At 62.8% G+C, this 15,877-nt stretch carries 15 protein-coding genes; 11 read left to right on the forward strand and 4 right to left on the reverse strand.

Annotation, left to right across the window (positions count from 1 at the left end):
• Window positions 1–285 precede the first annotated feature (285 nt).
• From K4G53_RS19040 to K4G53_RS19055, 4 genes are all read left to right on the forward strand, one after another.
• Window positions 286–1,476 carry an ROK family transcriptional regulator gene (locus K4G53_RS19040; RefSeq protein WP_221387253.1) on the forward strand — a complete coding sequence of 397 codons (1,191 nt, stop codon included), beginning with the start codon at window positions 286–288 and terminating at the stop codon, window positions 1,474–1,476.
• Between the two features lie 87 nt (window positions 1,477–1,563).
• Entirely contained in the window at window positions 1,564–2,898 is a 1,335-nt protein-coding gene (locus K4G53_RS19045) for an ABC transporter substrate-binding protein (protein ID WP_221387254.1), read from the forward strand.
• On the forward strand, window positions 2,895–3,788 hold the full coding sequence (locus tag K4G53_RS19050) for a carbohydrate ABC transporter permease (RefSeq protein ID WP_221387255.1): 894 nt from the start codon (window positions 2,895–2,897) through the stop codon (window positions 3,786–3,788). The genes K4G53_RS19045 and K4G53_RS19050 overlap by 4 nt, the downstream gene beginning before the upstream one ends.
• 6 nt (window positions 3,789–3,794) lie before the next feature.
• Window positions 3,795–4,688, forward strand: a complete 894-nt coding sequence (locus tag K4G53_RS19055; RefSeq protein WP_221387256.1) for a carbohydrate ABC transporter permease — start codon at window positions 3,795–3,797, stop codon at window positions 4,686–4,688.
• Between the two features lie 172 nt (window positions 4,689–4,860).
• Here the strand turns inward: K4G53_RS19055 and K4G53_RS19060 are convergent, their stop codons facing one another.
• Together K4G53_RS19060 and K4G53_RS19065 are read right to left on the reverse strand one after the other, a co-directional pair.
• Entirely contained in the window at window positions 4,861–5,139 is a 279-nt protein-coding gene (locus K4G53_RS19060) for an HPr family phosphocarrier protein (RefSeq protein WP_221387257.1), read from the reverse strand.
• A gap of 109 nt (window positions 5,140–5,248) precedes the next feature.
• Window positions 5,249–6,391: a glycerate kinase gene (locus K4G53_RS19065; protein WP_221387258.1), complete on the reverse strand. Its 1,143-nt coding sequence runs from the start codon at window positions 6,389–6,391 to the stop codon at window positions 5,249–5,251.
• Between the two features lie 293 nt (window positions 6,392–6,684).
• On the opposite strand from K4G53_RS19065, the gene K4G53_RS19070 reads away from it, so the two are divergent.
• The 7 genes from K4G53_RS19070 to K4G53_RS19100 all read left to right on the forward strand — a co-directional run bounded on the left by K4G53_RS19070 (window position 6,685) and on the right by K4G53_RS19100 (window position 13,783).
• Window positions 6,685–8,694: a glucose PTS transporter subunit IIA gene (locus K4G53_RS19070; RefSeq protein WP_221387259.1), complete on the forward strand. Its 2,010-nt coding sequence runs from the start codon at window positions 6,685–6,687 to the stop codon at window positions 8,692–8,694.
• A gap of 89 nt (window positions 8,695–8,783) precedes the next feature.
• Window positions 8,784–9,851 (forward strand): Gfo/Idh/MocA family protein, encoded by a 1,068-nt coding sequence (locus K4G53_RS19075; RefSeq protein ID WP_221387260.1) that lies wholly within the window; start codon window positions 8,784–8,786, stop codon window positions 9,849–9,851.
• Entirely contained in the window at window positions 9,851–10,687 is an 837-nt protein-coding gene (locus K4G53_RS19080; RefSeq protein WP_221387261.1) for a sugar phosphate isomerase/epimerase, read from the forward strand. Before K4G53_RS19075 ends, K4G53_RS19080 begins: the two co-directional genes overlap by 1 nt.
• On the forward strand, window positions 10,687–11,523 hold the full coding sequence (locus tag K4G53_RS19085) for an alpha/beta fold hydrolase (protein WP_221387262.1): 837 nt from the start codon (window positions 10,687–10,689) through the stop codon (window positions 11,521–11,523). The genes K4G53_RS19080 and K4G53_RS19085 overlap by 1 nt, the downstream gene beginning before the upstream one ends.
• 1 nt (window position 11,524) lies before the next feature.
• Window positions 11,525–12,493 (forward strand): ROK family protein, encoded by a 969-nt coding sequence (locus tag K4G53_RS19090; protein WP_221387263.1) that lies wholly within the window; start codon window positions 11,525–11,527, stop codon window positions 12,491–12,493.
• An 83-nt stretch (window positions 12,494–12,576) separates the two neighbouring features.
• Complete coding sequence (locus K4G53_RS19095) at window positions 12,577–12,810, forward strand: hypothetical protein (protein WP_221387264.1); 234 nt, start codon at window positions 12,577–12,579, stop codon at window positions 12,808–12,810.
• Window positions 12,811–12,904: 94 nt separating this feature from the next.
• Window positions 12,905–13,783, forward strand: coding sequence for an aldo/keto reductase (locus K4G53_RS19100; RefSeq protein WP_221387265.1), 879 nt, complete (start codon window positions 12,905–12,907; stop codon window positions 13,781–13,783).
• 504 nt (window positions 13,784–14,287) lie between these two features.
• Here K4G53_RS19100 and K4G53_RS19105 read toward each other — a convergent pair.
• Window positions 14,288–14,719 carry a universal stress protein gene (locus K4G53_RS19105; protein ID WP_221387266.1) on the reverse strand — a complete coding sequence of 144 codons (432 nt, stop codon included), beginning with the start codon at window positions 14,717–14,719 and terminating at the stop codon, window positions 14,288–14,290.
• Window positions 14,720–14,917: 198 nt separating this feature from the next.
• Complete coding sequence (locus K4G53_RS19110) at window positions 14,918–15,772, reverse strand: dihydrodipicolinate synthase family protein (protein ID WP_221387267.1); 855 nt, start codon at window positions 15,770–15,772, stop codon at window positions 14,918–14,920.
• Window positions 15,773–15,877: the final 105 nt, after the last annotated feature.

Genomic DNA, 15,877 nt, shown 5'->3' on the forward strand with positions numbered 1-15,877 from the left:
CGAATCACGCATACAACGCCGAAGGGGACTTGACTTGGCGGGCGGTCTGACAGAGCGCTCGTAGGGTGAGTGCAACCAGCGACAAATACCCGGCGTTCGTTTACGGTGCGAATAACAGTAAGTAAGCTTAGTTTTGAGCGTGATGTCCAGCAGGGGGCGTCGCGTTCGTGACGCTCATCACTTGCCGCTATTGACACCCCAGGGTGGCCCGGGTAAATTTAAATTAATTCGCGTCGCGAACAAACTAATTCGTCTAGCCTGATTCAAACCCCGGAAGGAGACCTTTTGGCTTCCAGTTCAACGCTGCGCCACATCAACCAGGCGCGCGTGCTTGACGCTCTTTGGAAGCATGGACCGCGCTCCCGTGTCGGCTTGACGGAACTTCTGGGCCTTCAGCGGTCCACGATCACTGTCATTACCGGTGCCCTCATCGAGGAGGGGCTTGTTCGGGAGGTGGACTCAGGCGGATCTTCGCAAAAGGGTGCGGGGCGGCCGCGGGTCACCTTGCAGCTTTGTGCCGATGGGGCTTATTTCGCCGGGCTGGATCTTGGCAACGAGATGTCCACCGCTATTGTCGTCGATCTCAGTGGCTCTGAGGTAGGCCGCGCTTCGGCTCCAACGGATCGCAGTGATCCCGCCGCTGCTGAGCGGACGCTGCTCGAACTGCTGGAATCCGTTCTTTCGGAGCATCCATTCGTCCGGCCCAGGTTGCAGGGCATCGGCATCACGGTTCCCGGTACGGTCGTTGAGGGAAAGATCGATCGCGCCCCCATACTTGGGTGGCGGCACGTTACATTTGGCGACCACGTGGCCCGCGAAACCGGCCTCCCGGTTTTCATCGATAATGACGCAAACGCTGCCGCGATCAGCGAATCTCAATTCGGCGTCGGCCGCGACAGCAGTGACCTGCTGTACATCCTGCTTGATACCGGTGTGGGCTCCGGATTGGTCCTTGACCGACGCATTTATCGGGGAAGCCTTGGCCAGGTTGGCGAGGCGGGTCACATTCGCATTCCCCACCCAGGTTCTCAAGTTCAGGACTGGCCGACAGTGGAAGACGTTATCGGGATCTCCGGACTTAGGGAGAGCTACGCTGCCAACGGCGGAAGCGCAGCCGATTTTGACGGGTTCCTCGATGAACTTCACAGCCGCAGTGAGCCGGCTGTCCGGGCCGCGGACGACTGGCAGAAGTACCTGGCCTGGTTTACCTCAACACTTGTCTGGATGCTCTCGCCCCAACTCGTTGTCTTTGGCGGACGTTCGTCCGCCATTTTGGGCACTGAGGACGCCCTGGCTGCCGTAGCGCGCGGTGCGGACGTTGATCCTGGCCGGACACGTTTTGCGGTTTCCGCCTTCGGTGCTGATGCCATTGCCATGGGCGCGGCCGCGCTGCCCATGAGCGAGTTTTTCGCCCTCCCCGTTCTCCGTCCCGAGCAGGCCACCGTCCCGGGACGCAAAAAACCCTCTGCCGGCTAAGCCCGATCGAGGCACCGCTGCGACTGCTGCAGCTCACCTTATCCCTATTAATTCGTTCGCCGAATGAACATCAAAGGAGATATTCGAATGGAAGCACTCATCGACAGGTCTGCACGGCGCAGGCCAGGTCGGACGCGGCGTTTTGTCGCAGCGGTTGGTATTGCCGCGATGGCGGCCACCGCAGCCCTGACCGGTTGCTCGCCGTCTTCGGAAAGTGCCAGCGCGTCCAAAACCATCAAGGTGCTGGCCCCGCCGGACACGTCGGGGACCATGCAGAAGCTGATTGACCAGTACAACAAGGACCATTCGGGCGGAACGCAGATCGAATGGCAAACATCGCAGACCGACATGAGCGCCTATTTCGACCAGCTGCGCACGCAGTTCCTCGCGAACAGCGTCGACGCCGATGTGGTGATCGGCGATGTCACTTGGGCGGCGCAGCTGGCCGACTCGGGCTGGGTCGAGGATCTGTCTGACCGGTTCCCCAAGGCGGAACAGGATAAGTTCCTCAAGGGCGGCATGACCGCGGACTCCTGGAAGGGCAAGGTGTACGGCGTCCCTTGGTTCAACGCCACCGCATACCTGTTCTACCGGAAGGACCTGCTCGCCAAGCATGGCTTCACCGCTCCTCCGGCAACGTGGGACGAACTGGAGACGCAGGCCAAGGCTGTCCTGGCCAGTGGCGATGTCACTGCCGGCTACCTGATGCAGGGCGCCAAGTACGAAGGGCTGGTGTGCAACGCGGCCGAGTTCGTCTGGAACGCCGGCGGTGACATTCTTGATCCTGCGGACTCCACCAAGGCGGTGGTGAACAGCCTGGATGCGACCGCCGGCCTGGCCGAAATGCGCAAACTGGTCGACTCCGGCATCGCACCTGCCGCCTCCACGACGTTCAAGGAACAGGAGAACTATACGCAGTTCTTCCAGGGCGATGCGTTGTTCATGCGCAACTGGTCCGACTTTTACCGGTTGGTGAAGGACCCCTCGGTCTCCAAGCTGACCGCGGACCAGGTGGGCGTTGCTTCCCTGCCTGTTACCAAGGCCGGAACGAAGAGCTCCTCGACTTTGGGCGGCTGGAACCTCTTCATGAACGCCTCGGGCAAGAACAAGGATGCTGCCTGGGACGTCATCCAGTACTTCACCAGTGAGCAAGCCCAGAAGATCCGCGCTGTCGACGGTGGGTACCTGCCGACCCGCGCTTCTCTCTACGACGATGCCGATGTGAACAAGGCCAACCCGCTCACCGTCATTGGCAAGGACGCTGCCTTCAACGCCCGTTCACGTCCGGTTACGCCGTACTACTCCGACGCTTCCCTGGCGATGCAGGATTCGTTCTACAAGATCATCAGCGGTGCCCAGCCCGCTGCCCAGGGAGCCAGCGAACTGCAAACCTCACTGAACAAGGTGGTGCAGGCGAAGTGACCTCGACGGCGACACTGCACCGGCCGCGCCGGATCAAGGAGTCCCGGGCACTGCCCTACCTGCTGATTGCTCCGGCGGTGGCGATTGTGGCTGCTGTGGTGATCTGGCCCGTGGTGCAGACTGTGTGGCTGAGCCTGTATTCCGGGACCATCCGCAACACGGGGGATTTTGTCGGGGTGGAGAACTACCAGACCCTGTTCGCGGATCCGGATTTCCTCCGGGCCCTGTCGAACACGGGAGTGTTCACCGTCTGCAGTGTCGCCGTCGAACTCGTCCTTGGCGTCGCGGTCGCCCTGATCATCAACCGCGGTTTCCGGGGCAGGGGCCTGGTGCGCGCTGTCACGCTGGTGCCGTGGGCCTTTCCAACGGCCATTTCCGCGATCATGTTCCGGCTGATGTTTAGCGACCCCAACGGCCTGCTGAGTTGGGTGGCCTACAAGCTCAACCTGATCAGCCAGCCGATTCTGGGCAGCCAGGACCTGATGGTCGTGGCGGCCGTCATCGTTGACATCTGGAAGACCACCCCATTCGTGGCACTGCTGATCCTTGCCGGCCTGCAGACCATCCCGGGGGACACGCTGGAGGCCGCTGCCATGGACGGCGCAGGAGCAGTCCAACGCTTTTTCCGCATTGTCCTTCCCCTGCTGGTGCCCTCAATCCTGATTGCGGCCTTGTTCCGGACCCTCGACGCGTATCGTGTCTACGAACTGTTCTGGGTCATGGGAAACCGGCAGGTCGATTCCCTCTCCACCTACGTCTATGAAGGCGTGCGCGTAAGCCAACTCCAGTTCCCCACCGGGTCGGCCGCCTCGGTCTTTGTCTTCATCACAGCGTTCATCATCGCGCTGTTCTTCGTTATCGCACTCGGCGCACGGCGCAATAAGGCCTGAAACACCATGAGTACATCAACACAACGCACTTCCCGCGCCACTGCCGTGGCCCCTGCCCCCGCGGAGCCACGCCGCAGCCAGGAGAAAGGTCTCTGGGCCTTCCGGCTGTTGATCCTTTGGCTGTTCGTCGTCAGCATCGCACCGTTGCTCTGGGTCATGCGCATGAGCCTGGCCAGCGCAGGAGATATCGGGCGGGCTCCGCTGGAGCTGTTGTTCGCCCCGGTCACGGTAGAGGCCTGGGGCCGGGTGCTCAGCGACAAGACGTTCCTGGCAACGCTGCTCAACAGCGTCATCATCGCAACGACGACCACCCTGGTGTGCATGGTCATCGGCTCCCTGGCCGCCTACGCCTTTGCCCGGTTCAAATTCCGCGGCTCCAACGTGGCCTTGGTCCTGATGCTGATGGTGAGCTTCTTCCCCCAGGTTGCTGTCATCATCCCGCTGTTCAAACAGTTCGTTGCCTGGGGAATCATCAACAACTACCCCGCAGCGATCATCCCGAACATCGTCTTTTCCCTGCCCACCACCATCTTTGTCCTGACCGTCTTCTTCCGCGAAATACCGCACAGCCTGGAGGAGGCAGCAAAAATCGACGGGGCAACCCAGCTGCAAACGTTCACCAGGGTCATGCTCCCGCTGGCCGTGCCGGGCCTGCTCACGGCAGCGATCCTGACCTTCGTCAACTCCTGGAACGACTACCTCTTCGCCAACACGTTCCTGTTCGACGCGAAGACTTGGACGGCGACGGTTCAAATACCGCAGTTCGCCACCCAGTACTCCATCGATTACGGGGCGCAGGCGGCAGGCGCGCTGGCGGTCACCATTCCTCTGGTGCTCGTCGTCATGATCTTCCAGCGCAATATCGTCTCCGGCCTGACCTCCGGAGCCGTGAAGGGCTAGGTCTTCGCTCCCTGGCACCCAGAAGGGCTGTTTCCGCTGCCGGTTCATTACCTACGGTGGAAACAGCCCTTCGGCATAACTGGACGGTCGCCGGCGGCAAGCGAAGCGACGTAGTTAAATGCACAAGTCCCCTGCAATGCGGTGGCATCGCAGGGGACTGCTTCGGAGGTGGTTACTGTGCGTCCAGGTCGGTTTCCAAGAGGACGGCCAGCTTCTCCAGGGCGGCCTCGGCCCCGGGGCCTTCGGCGCGGAGTACGACGGTGTCCCCGTTTCCTGCACCGAGCGTCATGAGGGAGAGGATGCTCGAGGCGTCGAGTGCTTCATCCTCCGGGGTTCCGGCTAGGGCGATCGTGACCTCGACGTCCAGTCCGGCGGCTGCGTCGGCGAAGATCGCTGCGGGTCGTGCGTGCAGTCCGGAACTGCTTGCGATAACGGATGTTCTTTCCGGCATGGTTTTTCTCCTTGGTTTATGGTGTGCTGGCTGGTCCGGGCAGAGGGGTGCCCGGTGTGGGAAATAGCTGGAAGGGCGGTGGGCTGTGCCGGCAGGTCTGGTGTTTGAGCTATGCGGCCGGGCCAACGGGCGTCCGTTTGCGCGTTCCGAGCTCTTCTGCGGCGCGCTTGGCGGCCGCTGCGGCCCAGCGCGCAGCATCCTTCATTGCGGTCGGGCCGTCACCGGCCAGTTCGTCGAGTCCGGCAGCCCAGGTGCCGGGGTCCGCGGCGATCCGACCTGCGATGACACCGGATTGGACCCCTGCCTCCGCTGCCCGCTGCAGGACATTGCCTACAAGCTTTCCGATGCGGCTTTGACCATCGAATGATCCTTCGCCGGTGATGACGATGTCGGCCTGACGGATTCTCCGGTCGAGCTGGACGAGTTCGCCGATCCGGTCAGCTCCTGACTCCACGCCGGCACCGTAGGCGGCCATGAATCCGTAACCGGCGCCGCCTGCAGCGCCCGCGCCCGCGATGTCGGGGCTGAGCCCGGCAAGCAGGGCGAACGCCTGCAGCCCCTGATCCAGTGCCTCAACCTGCTCCGGGGTAGCCCCTTTCTGCGGTCCGAAAACGGCGGCGGCGCCATGCGGTCCAGTCAGGGGCGCTGTGACGTCGGAGAGCAGCGTGATACCGCCAGGGATTGGCAGCAGGCGCGCGAAGTCAAGGGCCGCAACCTCCAGCAGGCCGGCGCCCCCTTCCGGGATGTCTTTGCCGGTTGCATCCAGAGCCACTGCTCCCAGGGCGCGCAGCGCACCCAAGCCTGCGTCGGTGGACGCGCTACCGCCAAGGGCCAGCCATACTTCACGGGCTCCGTCCTCCACGGCAGCCCTGATGATGTCACCTACCCCCCGGGTTGTGGCTGTCAGCGGTGCCAGTTGGTCCATGAAAGGCAGGCCCGCGATCTGTGCCAGCTCGACCACGGCAACGCTGCCGGGCAGCTTAAGCCATTCGCCGCGCCGCGCCTTGCCGTCGGGCCCGGTAGCGCCTTCGATGCTTGACCGCACTGAATCCGGCATGGCGCCGGCGACGGCATCGAGGGTGCCTTCTCCCCCATCAGCGAGAGGCGCCAGGTCAAGCTCGTCATGGGGTCTGACGGATTTCCAGCCCTCAGCGATGGCCGTTGCGGCCTCCCGCGCTGTGAGGGTTCCCTTGAAAGAGTCCGGGGCAATCAGGACGCGCAAGGGCGAGGCATGCTTGTGGGGTTCATCCATAGAACGCACACCCTAGCATTAATTCGCCTCGCGAACAATTAGCCCGGGCCAGTCCGGCCACCCTCCCCAGCCATCGAAACAGAGGCGTTGACACCGGGTGGGAGGAGTCCTATTGTTGTATTAATTCGACTCGCGAACAAACCCCAGCCTTCACTGCTTCGGGCCGGGATCAACGGTCCATTAATTAATTCATTCATCGAACGAACATTATGTTTCAAAGGAGACCATGATGACCACCACCGCTCCGACTTTCCGCGCGACGGCGCGCGGCGCACGGCAAGGAGGCTGACGCCATGTCGGCAAAAGTATCCGTTGGATCCCGCATCATCGAACAGGTCGGCGGTGTTGAGAACATCACCCATCTGACCCACTGCGCCACACGCCTGCGCTTCGAACTCCGCGATGCCTCCGTGGTCAGCGACGCAGCAGTCGACGCAATTCCCGAAGTCATGGGCGTCGTACGGCAGGATGCCCACCGCTATCAGGTGATTGTCGGCGGGGCCGTCAACCACCTCTACGTCGAGATGACCAGGGAATTCCCCGAGCTGGGCAAGGGCGGGGCTGATACCGACCCGGATGCGATGCGCGAGCTCAAGGCCGAACTTCAAGGCCGCGGTCCCCGGGGCAAGTTCGCGTGGCTCAACTGGTTCTTCGAGTTCCTCGCGGACTCGTTCCGCCCGGTCCTGGGTGCGATGCTGGGAGCCTCGATCTTCATCACCGTCATGGCGCTCCTGGCCACGCTGAAGGTCATCCCGGCGTGGAACGCCCCGGGTGTCACGCTGGATTCTTCGCTGAGCTTCGTCAACCTCGCCTGGCAGGCTGTCTTCGTGTTCCTGCCGCTCATGGTGGCCTACAACGCGACCAAGAAGGTCGGCGCAGATCCCTGGGTTGGATTCTCGATCATGGCCGTCATGATGCTTCCCGCCTTCACCCAGCTGGCAGGAGCGGACGCGAAGCTCCCCGCAGTGGTGGACGTCTTCGGCCTGCCGCTGACGATCTTCAACTACAGCTCCCAGGTCTTCCCGCCGCTGCTCATGGCTCTGCTGCTTGGACCGCTGTACGCCTTCCTGCGCAAAGTCATCCCGAGCAACCTGCAGGTCATCTTCGTGCCGTTCCTGTCGATGCTGGTCATGATTCCGGTCACCGCCTTCATCCTTGCCCCGCTGGGTGTCTACGCCGGCAGCGGCATCGGCAACCTCTTCGTCACCGTCAACGGCTTCTCTCCGCTGATCTTCGCCGTGCTGGTCGGCGCCCTGTACCCGTTCCTCGTGATCACCGGCACGGCCTGGTCCGTGGTGCCGATCATGTTCCTGAACATCTCAACCCTCGGGTACGACTTCATCCAGGGCCCCATGGGTGCATGGAACTTCGGCTGCTTCGGCGTCACCGCCGGCGTGCTCCTGATCTCGATCCGCCGCAAGAACGCCCAGATGGAACAGGTCGCCGGCGGTGCCCTGACCGCAGGCCTGCTCGGCGGCATCTCCGAGCCCTCCCTCTACGGCGTGCACCTGCGTTTCGCCAAGCGGACCATCCCCGCGATCCTGGCCGGCAGCATCACCGGCGCGTTCATCATGGGCCTCGGCGGCGGCGTCACCACCAACGCATTCCTGTTCACGTCCCTGCTGACCATCCCCGCCTTCAACAACATCCCGCTGTACGCCATCGGCATCAGCGTCGCGTTCCTCGTCTCCATGCTGACCATCGCAACCCTCGGCTACGAAGGCCCCAATACCGGGATCTTTGGCCGCAAGTCCCGCGGAACCCGCGTCGACAACCAGATCGACAATCAGGATGTCCCTCGCTCAGAGGCACGGCACTCCGCCGGCGCGCCGCTGAACGAACTCGTGGCCCCCGTCAACGGCACCGTCATTGCACTCTCCGAGGTCCCCGACCCCGTCTTCGCCGGCGGGACCCTGGGCGACGGCTTTGCAATCGAGCCTCGGGACGGCCGCTTCGTAGCCCCCGTGTCCGGCAAAGTCGTCACCGTCTTCCCCACCGGCCACGCCTACGGCATCCGGACCGACGCGGGCGTGGACGTCCTGATCCATATCGGCATGGATACTGTGAAACTCAATGGGGAAGGCTTCACCACCCATGTGTCCAAGGGCGACCAGGTCTCTGCCGGTGACCCGCTGTGCGATGTGAACCTTGAAACCGTAGCTGCGGCAGGCTACTCCACGGTGACCCCGGTCGTCATCACAACCAAGAAGGCCGTCGAAGGCCTCTCCGTCAGCGCCGGGCCGGCCGACGCGGGAACCACCGTCGCCGGACGCTACAACCTCGCAGCCGCCGTGGCTGTCTGATTACCCGGGGACCGGCGCCCACGCGGGCAACGCGAGGTGCGCCGGTCCCCCGGCCTCCATCCACCCATCCCCTCCAGACAGGAAAACCAATGACTGAGAACCTCTTCCGGGTCGGCGTCCTAGGCGCCGGCGACATCGCCCAGGCCGCCCACTTCCCCGCCGCCCGCAAGTCCAAAGAGATTGAGCTCTACGCTATCTGCGACGCCGCCGATGACCTGCGCGAACGCATGTCCCTGATCCACCAGCCCACCACCACCTTCGACGATTACGACAAGATGCTCAACGACGAAAACGTCGACGCCGTCGTCGTAGCTGTTGCCGACCAGTTCCACGTACCGCTGGCCATCCGGGCCCTCGAAGCAGGCAAGCACGTCCTCGTCGAAAAGCCCATGGGCGTCGCCGTCGAAGAAGCCGAAGAACTTGCAGCCGCGCAGAAGCGCAGCGGCAAGGTGGTCCTCGTGGGACACGAAAAACGCTACGACCCAGGCATCGCCTACGCCCACGACTTCATCCGCGACGAAATCGGCGAACTCATCGGTCTCAAGCACTGGTACTGCGACTCCACCTACCGCTACCAGGTCACCGATACCATCCGCCCCCTGATCGAGCACAGCAAGGCCCCCCGCCGCCCCGCCGGCGACCCCAAGGCCAACCGCCAGCGCTACTACGTCCTCGGCCACGGAAGCCACCTGCTCGACACCGCCCGCTACCTCGGCGGCCCCATCAACGCCATCCGCACCCGCCTGTCCACCAAGGCAGGCACCTACTGCTGGTTCCTCGACGTCGAATTCGAAAACGGCTGCCTCGGCCAGCTCGACCTCACCCTCGCCGTGCGCATGGACTGGTGGGAAGGCTTCCAGATCTACGGCAGCGAGGGCAGCGTCATCGGCAAAATCCACAACCCCTGGTACCTCAAGGCCGCCGAAGTCCAGGCCTTCTCCGTCAAGGACGGCATGTTCCACCAGCCCATCGGCGCGGACGCAAACGTCTTCCGCCTCCAGCTCGAAGACCTCGCCCAGGCCGCCCGCACCGGTTCCACTCCCCGCGGCGCCACCGCCCAGGACGGCCTTGCCAGCGTGCGCGGCATGGTCGCCCTCGCCCGCTCGGTCGAATCCGGAGACTGGGTACGCCTGGCCGACGTCGAGGGAGCGGTCTGATGGAGATCGCAATCTTCGCCAAAACCTTCGAAGCCGCCGGCATCGAAGAAAACATGGCCGCCGTCGCTGCGGCCGGCATTACCGCCGTCCAATACAACCTCTCCATCGCAGGAATCGACACTGTCCCCGAGAAAGTGGACGCGGATACGATCGAGAAGATCAAATCAGCAGCGGCCACCCACAACGTGCGGCTGGCGGCAATCTCGGGGACCTTCAACACCGCACACCCCGATCCGGCGGTGCGCGAAACCGGGCTAACCCGGTTCGCTGAACTCGTCCGGGTATCCGTCGAACTCGGCATTCCCGTCATCACGCTCTGCAGCGGAAGCCGTGACCCGGAGGACATGTGGCGTTTCCACCCGGACAACGCCACCCCTGAAGCCTGGGCCGACTCCCGCCAGTCCCTGACCCGGCTCGCCCGCCTCGCAGAGGAAGCCGGCATCACCGTCGCCGTCGAACCTGAGCACACGAACGTCGTCTCCACTGCCGACCTCGCCCACACAATGCTGGACGAAATCGGATCCCCGGCCCTGAAAATCGTCTTCGACGCAGCCAACATCCTCGATACAGATGACCTGTCGGACGCCACGACGGCCGGGATCATCGACCACGCGTTAAAGACACTCGGGCCGGACATTGCGCTGGCCCATGCCAAAGAGCTCGTCCCCGGCCGCCGGGCACTTGCTCCGGGCCAGGGGGCACTGCCTTGGCAGTACATCCTCAGCGGGCTGTCAGCTGCCGGATACAGCGGCGCGCTGGTGATGCATGGCCTGCCCGAGTCCGAGGTCGGTTCCGGGGTCGCGTTCCTGCGCCAACAGCTGGAGGTTACCGTCTGATGCCCTCCTTGATCCGGGACGACGGCGCCAGCCTCGAATACCAGGTCGTTGAACCGGCCGCACCCGGCTCCGACCGCCGCCCGTTCATCTTCCAGCACGGGATGGGCGGTAACCGGAACCAGCCCCTTGGCTACGTCAAGCAGATCGCGAAGACAACACTGGTGTGCATGGACGCCCGCGGGCACGGGGGCAGTAGCGACGTCACCGACGACCACTGTTCCTTCGACGCCTTCGCAGACGACATCATTGCCCTCGCCGACGACCTGGGCTTTGACACCTTCGTGGCCGGCGGAATCTCCCTCGGTGCCGGTACCGCACTCAACCTTGCCGTGCGGTATCCCGAACGGGTTGCAGGGCTCGTCCTGTGCCGTCCCGCGTGGCTGGAGCACCGGCAGGCCGAACGCAACACGGCCTCCTACGAGCTGATCGCCAATCTCCTCGATGAATACGAAACGGAAGAAGCCCTCGACCGACTTACCGCCAGCGAGATCTACCGCGGCGTGGCCGCCGAATCGGCAGCAGCCGCGCAGTCCCTCCGCCATCAAATCACCCGCCCCAAGGCCGCGGTCAACGCATCAATCCTGCGCCGGTTCCCCACCACCGCCCCGACCTCAAGCCGGGAGCAGTGGGCCGCGATCACAGTGCCCAGCCTTGTCGTCGGACATTTGGATGATCCCTTCCACCCCTGGGAGATCGCCAAAGCCTACTCCGAGGCGATCCCCGCCGCTGACCTGGTGGAGGTGACCAGCAAGGACCGCGATCCTGTCTCCTTCACCGCCGAGGTCGACGCGGCGATCTCCGGATTCGTGGACTCCACCGAGTGGAAGTCCGCGTGAGATGACGATCGATGTGGACGTGCCGGAGGTCCTGGCCATGGACCTGGGCGGCACGCAGCTACGCACGGCCATCTTCAGTGAAACAGCCCAGCTGGAACGTTGGAGCGTCCCGACCCCCAAGGGTGCCGCCGCGGTCGTTGATGAAATGGTCCTGCACATCGAACGTGCCCGGAAACTCACCTCCGGGCACCTGCGCGCTGTCGGAATCAGTGCCCTGGGACCCGTGGACCCGGTGACCGGGGCGATCCGGGACGCGCCCAACATCGGCGTCTACGACACGTTCCCCCTCCGCCAGATGCTGCAGGAACGCGTGGCACTGCCAATCGAAATCATCAACGATGCCAACGCCGCCACCATCAGCGAATGGCAACTGGGATCCGGGCGCGGAACCAGAGACTTCTGCTACGTGACCATCAGCACCGGAATCGGCTGCGGGATCATCGCCGGAGGCCAGCTCATTACCGGGCACCACGGGGCTGCGGGAGAATTCGGCAGAATCATCGTCCGTGCACCCGGTGAATTGGAAGCAAGAACCCTCGAGGACTACGCCTCAGGGACAGCAATAGCCGGCCACGCCGCAGAGCTGCTGGAAACCACAGCCGCCCCCCGCCTGAAGGAAGCGGCGCAGACCCACAAGATCACCGCCAAGCTCGTCGGCGAACTCGCCGCCCAGGGGGACCCCGCCTGCATCACCCTAATGCGTGAAGCAGGCACCAGAGTCGGCGTAGCCATCGGCAACCTGGTCAGGGTGCTCGACCCCGAATTGATAGCCATCGGCGGCGGCGTCGCCCGTGCCGGCGACACCCTTTGGAACCCGCTCATGGAAGCCCTTTCCAACACTCTTTCCCGGGACGGCTACCCCATCCCCCGCGTCGTGCATGCCGAGCTCAGCGACGATGCCGGCCTGTATGGCGCGGCCATTGCCGCCCGAAAATTACTCAACGCCACCGCCGGCGCAACCGCACGCTAACCCCTAAGCGAAAACCGTTGGGACAGCTCCGCAGGCTGCAAGGAGGCGCCTGACATGCCCCACACGAAGGAAAGGAGACGACCGTGAGATTGGTCCTTTGCCTGGCCGACAAAAAAGAGTGGAAAGTCGACGACTTCAACTCACTCGCACGCCAGGAAATCAATCTCCGGCGCTCCCGCCTCGTCTGTATCGCCTGCGGCGGCAAAGCATACTTCCGCAGATCCGGCCGCAACACGCGGCCCAGTTTTTGGGCCCGCCATATCGCAGGCTGCAAAGTCGTCACACCCACGTGGAGCGCCTTCCGCTACCTCCAATAGAACACCGCACCCACCGACTACGTCAGGCTCCCATGTGAGGTGCCCGCGCGGGTACTCCGCTCCGACAGGAACCCTCTCGATCAAAGGACATCCCATGCAACCCGTTACTTCCGCCCCTACAGTCTCCATCGGCGGCGAACTCACCACGGGCCGCATAGGATTCGGCACACTTCAACTCACAGGTCCAGGCGAATGGGGCCCGCCCTCCGATCCCCGCGGTGCGGTTAGGCTACTGCGGCGCGCCGTCGACCTTGGCGTCAGGTTCATCGACACCGCCGACTCCTACGGCCCCTTCGTCACCGATCAGCTGATCCGTGAAGCACTCTTCCCGTATCCGGAGGATCTCATCATTGCGACAAAAGTCGGGCAATCCAGACAGGGGCCAGGACAATGGACAGCGCTGGGCCGGCCTGAATACCTCCGCCAACAAGTTGAGCTAAGCCTCCGATTTCTGGGCCTGGACACCATTGATCTGCTTCAACTCCACCGGATCGATCCCAAAGTACCGCTCGACGACCAAATCGGGGTGCTAGCCGACCTCCAACAGGAAGGAAAGATCCGCCACATCGGCCTGTGCAAGGTCACCGTTGAGCAAATTGAATCCGCCAGACAGGTGGCACCCATCGCCACGGTCCAAAACCTGTACAACCTCAGCGACCAAAGCAGCGAAAGCGTCCTCAACTACGCCGAACGGCACGGCATAACCTTCATCCCCTGGTACCCCCTCGCAACAGGTAAACTGGCCGTCCACGGAGGCCCACTAGACACTCTGGCCAGGACCCTCGGGCACACACCCAGCCAACTCGCCCTAGCGTGGCTACTGCACCGATCACCAGTCATCCTGCCTATCCCCGGCACGACCTCCCAAGATCACCTCGAAGAAAACGTCGCCTCCGCGCAGCTGACCCTATCACCGAGCGACTACACAGTTATCAAAGAACTCGCCACCGCGCAGCAGCACGGAACGATGTAGAAGGTACACGGCTATCCCTCCTGGCCACTGACGAAACAGGATCATGAGGGATCTACAAAATGCGCCATCCGTTTGATCCACACCCCAACCTGACGTGGGGCCTATTTGAACAGCGCGGATGCGGCCGGTCGGCGGTGCTTAGCCTTGTCGTTCCACCCTCATCGAGTCGTTACGGGTGACATGGCCAGCTATGCTGCGGGTGATGCTTATCAAGTCGAAGATTTTTGGGACTATTTCAATGATCCCGGGCTACTGCACTCCGCTTTCCTGCCCTTCGTCTCTCAGGGAGAGATCTGAGAACATCATGAGCGGCTGTCAGTAATTTCGAATTTCGAGTCATCCTGACGCCAACCCAGATCATCGCCCCGGATAACGTGCACCTGGTGAGGACCGCCGACCCCCGCATGCCGGCTTGCTGCGCGCTGCCGGTCGTCCCGGTCCCTGTAGTCGAGGCGAACTCCGAGAAACCTTGACTGGCGCTTGCGTGTGGTTCTTGATTTGACGCTAATTGGGTTCGTCGGTTTTAGCCACGTAGACATCGCAAGGTGCGTGGTGGGCCACGTGGTTTGCCACGCTGCCCAGGAGGCGCCCTATGCCTTGCATTCGTCGATTTCCAACCACGATCATGGACGCGCCGTGGGTTTCAGCGTGCTTGATCAGTGCGGTGGCGGGCGTTTCTCGTGCGGCAAAGTGCTCTATTACGAGGTCGCCGGTGCGGAGGCGGTCAGCGACTTTTCTGGCAAGCCTTTCGGCAGCGCCTGCATTGGTCAGTAACCAGCTGTCGCTACCGCTGCTTAGAGACTCTGTCTGGTCGGTCGTATACGCCGTGAGAACGTGAAGTCTGGTTCCTAATGCGATGGCGAGGTCTCGTGCTGCGTTTGCTGCGTGTTGGGCTGTTTGGCTGCCGTCAACCCCGACGACAATGATTCCGGTCATGGTTCTCTCTTCCTATTCTTTTGTTGGCTCTGCCAGCTCCGTCAAATTCGGTGTTGTTGTTCGGCCTAGCCCCCATGGGGTCATGCCCGGAGCGAATCAGGAGCACGTTCTGCTGATTGTGAACGGAAGTTTTACGACGCTTCCACGGATGGACAGAATGGTCCTAGGGCCGAGCCAGCGAGCCGAGATTCGAGTTCGTTAACTGAGCATGTTCCTGAGGAGCTCAGTCTCCGTGGTGGATGGTGCCTCGAGTGAGATCCTCAGCGGCCCGGAGGGGAGTCCTCTCAGGGCGACGCCTGTTTTCAACAGGGCGATGTCCCCGCCAGAGACGGAATCGAGGGCGTCGCGGATTCGGGGTTTTAGGTGACTCGCGTCGTGGCCGCTGTTGATGGCCGTTGCAGCCGCGACAAAAAGGCGTGGGTACACGTTGGAGACGCCCGAAACTGTCCCGTCACAGCCGGCGGCAGCCACATCTAGGATTTCCGCGTCGTTGCCTGAGTAGATCTCGAACCACGGCGGCACGGCTTTCTTGTAGCTCGCCACCGTCTCGGTGGTCATCCCAGACAGCTTTGCTCCAGTGACGCCGGGGATTTGTGCGATGCTGGCGAGAGTTTCCGGTGTCACCTGGGTCGTTGCCCGGTCCGGGAAAATGTATGCGTAAACGTTGGCAGCTGGGACCGCTTGAGCAATGGCACGGTAGTAATCGACGACCGAAGAAGGTCCGGCTGTGATGAAGTAAGGCGTGATGGCCGCAAGGCGTATCGCCCCGAGCGCGGTGGCCCTTCTGGCCAGATCCACAGCATGGCGTGAGGTCGCGGCCCCAATATGCGCAAAGACGCCGTCTGGGCCAAAGACGTTAAGGGCGGTGCTGATGACCGTCAGCCGCTCCTCATCGCCGAGCGCAGTGAACTCTGCCGTTGTGCCGGGCGTGAAGAGGTGTTCGATGCCCGCGTCTTTTAGGCTTTGGTACAGGACTGGCACGCCGGTCAGGTCAAGGTCTCCATTGGGTGTGAAGGGGGTTACTGGAGCGCAAACCAGTTTGAATTTCCGCAACGCAAATTCCTTTCTGTGGGGTGGCTGCACGTTCCGTGTCGGTGATGTCATCGAGACGACCACTGCGTCCGAATATTCCGCTTGAGAAGAAGATCAAAGGAAAAG

The organism is Arthrobacter sp. MAHUQ-56 (assembly GCF_019710585.1).
In the GTDB taxonomy this organism is placed as follows: Bacteria; Actinomycetota; Actinomycetes; order Actinomycetales; family Micrococcaceae; genus Arthrobacter.

What these genes read in the sequence shown, in the direction of transcription:
- K4G53_RS19045 (WP_221387254.1), top strand. Translation starts at nt 1,564, where the DNA reads ATGGAAGCACTCATCGACAGGTCTGCACGGCGCAGGCCAGGTCGGACG.
- K4G53_RS19055 (WP_221387256.1), top strand. Translation starts at nt 3,795, where the DNA reads ATGAGTACATCAACACAACGCACTTCCCGCGCCACTGCCGTGGCCCCT.
- K4G53_RS19060 (WP_221387257.1), bottom strand. Translation starts at nt 5,139, where the DNA reads ATGCCGGAAAGAACATCCGTTATCGCAAGCAGTTCCGGACTGCACGCA.
- K4G53_RS19065 (WP_221387258.1), bottom strand. Translation starts at nt 6,391, where the DNA reads ATGGATGAACCCCACAAGCATGCCTCGCCCTTGCGCGTCCTGATTGCC.
- K4G53_RS19070 (WP_221387259.1), top strand. Translation starts at nt 6,685, where the DNA reads ATGTCGGCAAAAGTATCCGTTGGATCCCGCATCATCGAACAGGTCGGC.
- K4G53_RS19075 (WP_221387260.1), top strand. Translation starts at nt 8,784, where the DNA reads ATGACTGAGAACCTCTTCCGGGTCGGCGTCCTAGGCGCCGGCGACATC.
- K4G53_RS19080 (WP_221387261.1), top strand. Translation starts at nt 9,851, where the DNA reads ATGGAGATCGCAATCTTCGCCAAAACCTTCGAAGCCGCCGGCATCGAA.
- K4G53_RS19085 (WP_221387262.1), top strand. Translation starts at nt 10,687, where the DNA reads ATGCCCTCCTTGATCCGGGACGACGGCGCCAGCCTCGAATACCAGGTC.
- K4G53_RS19090 (WP_221387263.1), top strand. Translation starts at nt 11,525, where the DNA reads ATGACGATCGATGTGGACGTGCCGGAGGTCCTGGCCATGGACCTGGGC.
- K4G53_RS19100 (WP_221387265.1), top strand. Translation starts at nt 12,905, where the DNA reads ATGCAACCCGTTACTTCCGCCCCTACAGTCTCCATCGGCGGCGAACTC.
- K4G53_RS19105 (WP_221387266.1), bottom strand. Translation starts at nt 14,719, where the DNA reads ATGACCGGAATCATTGTCGTCGGGGTTGACGGCAGCCAAACAGCCCAA.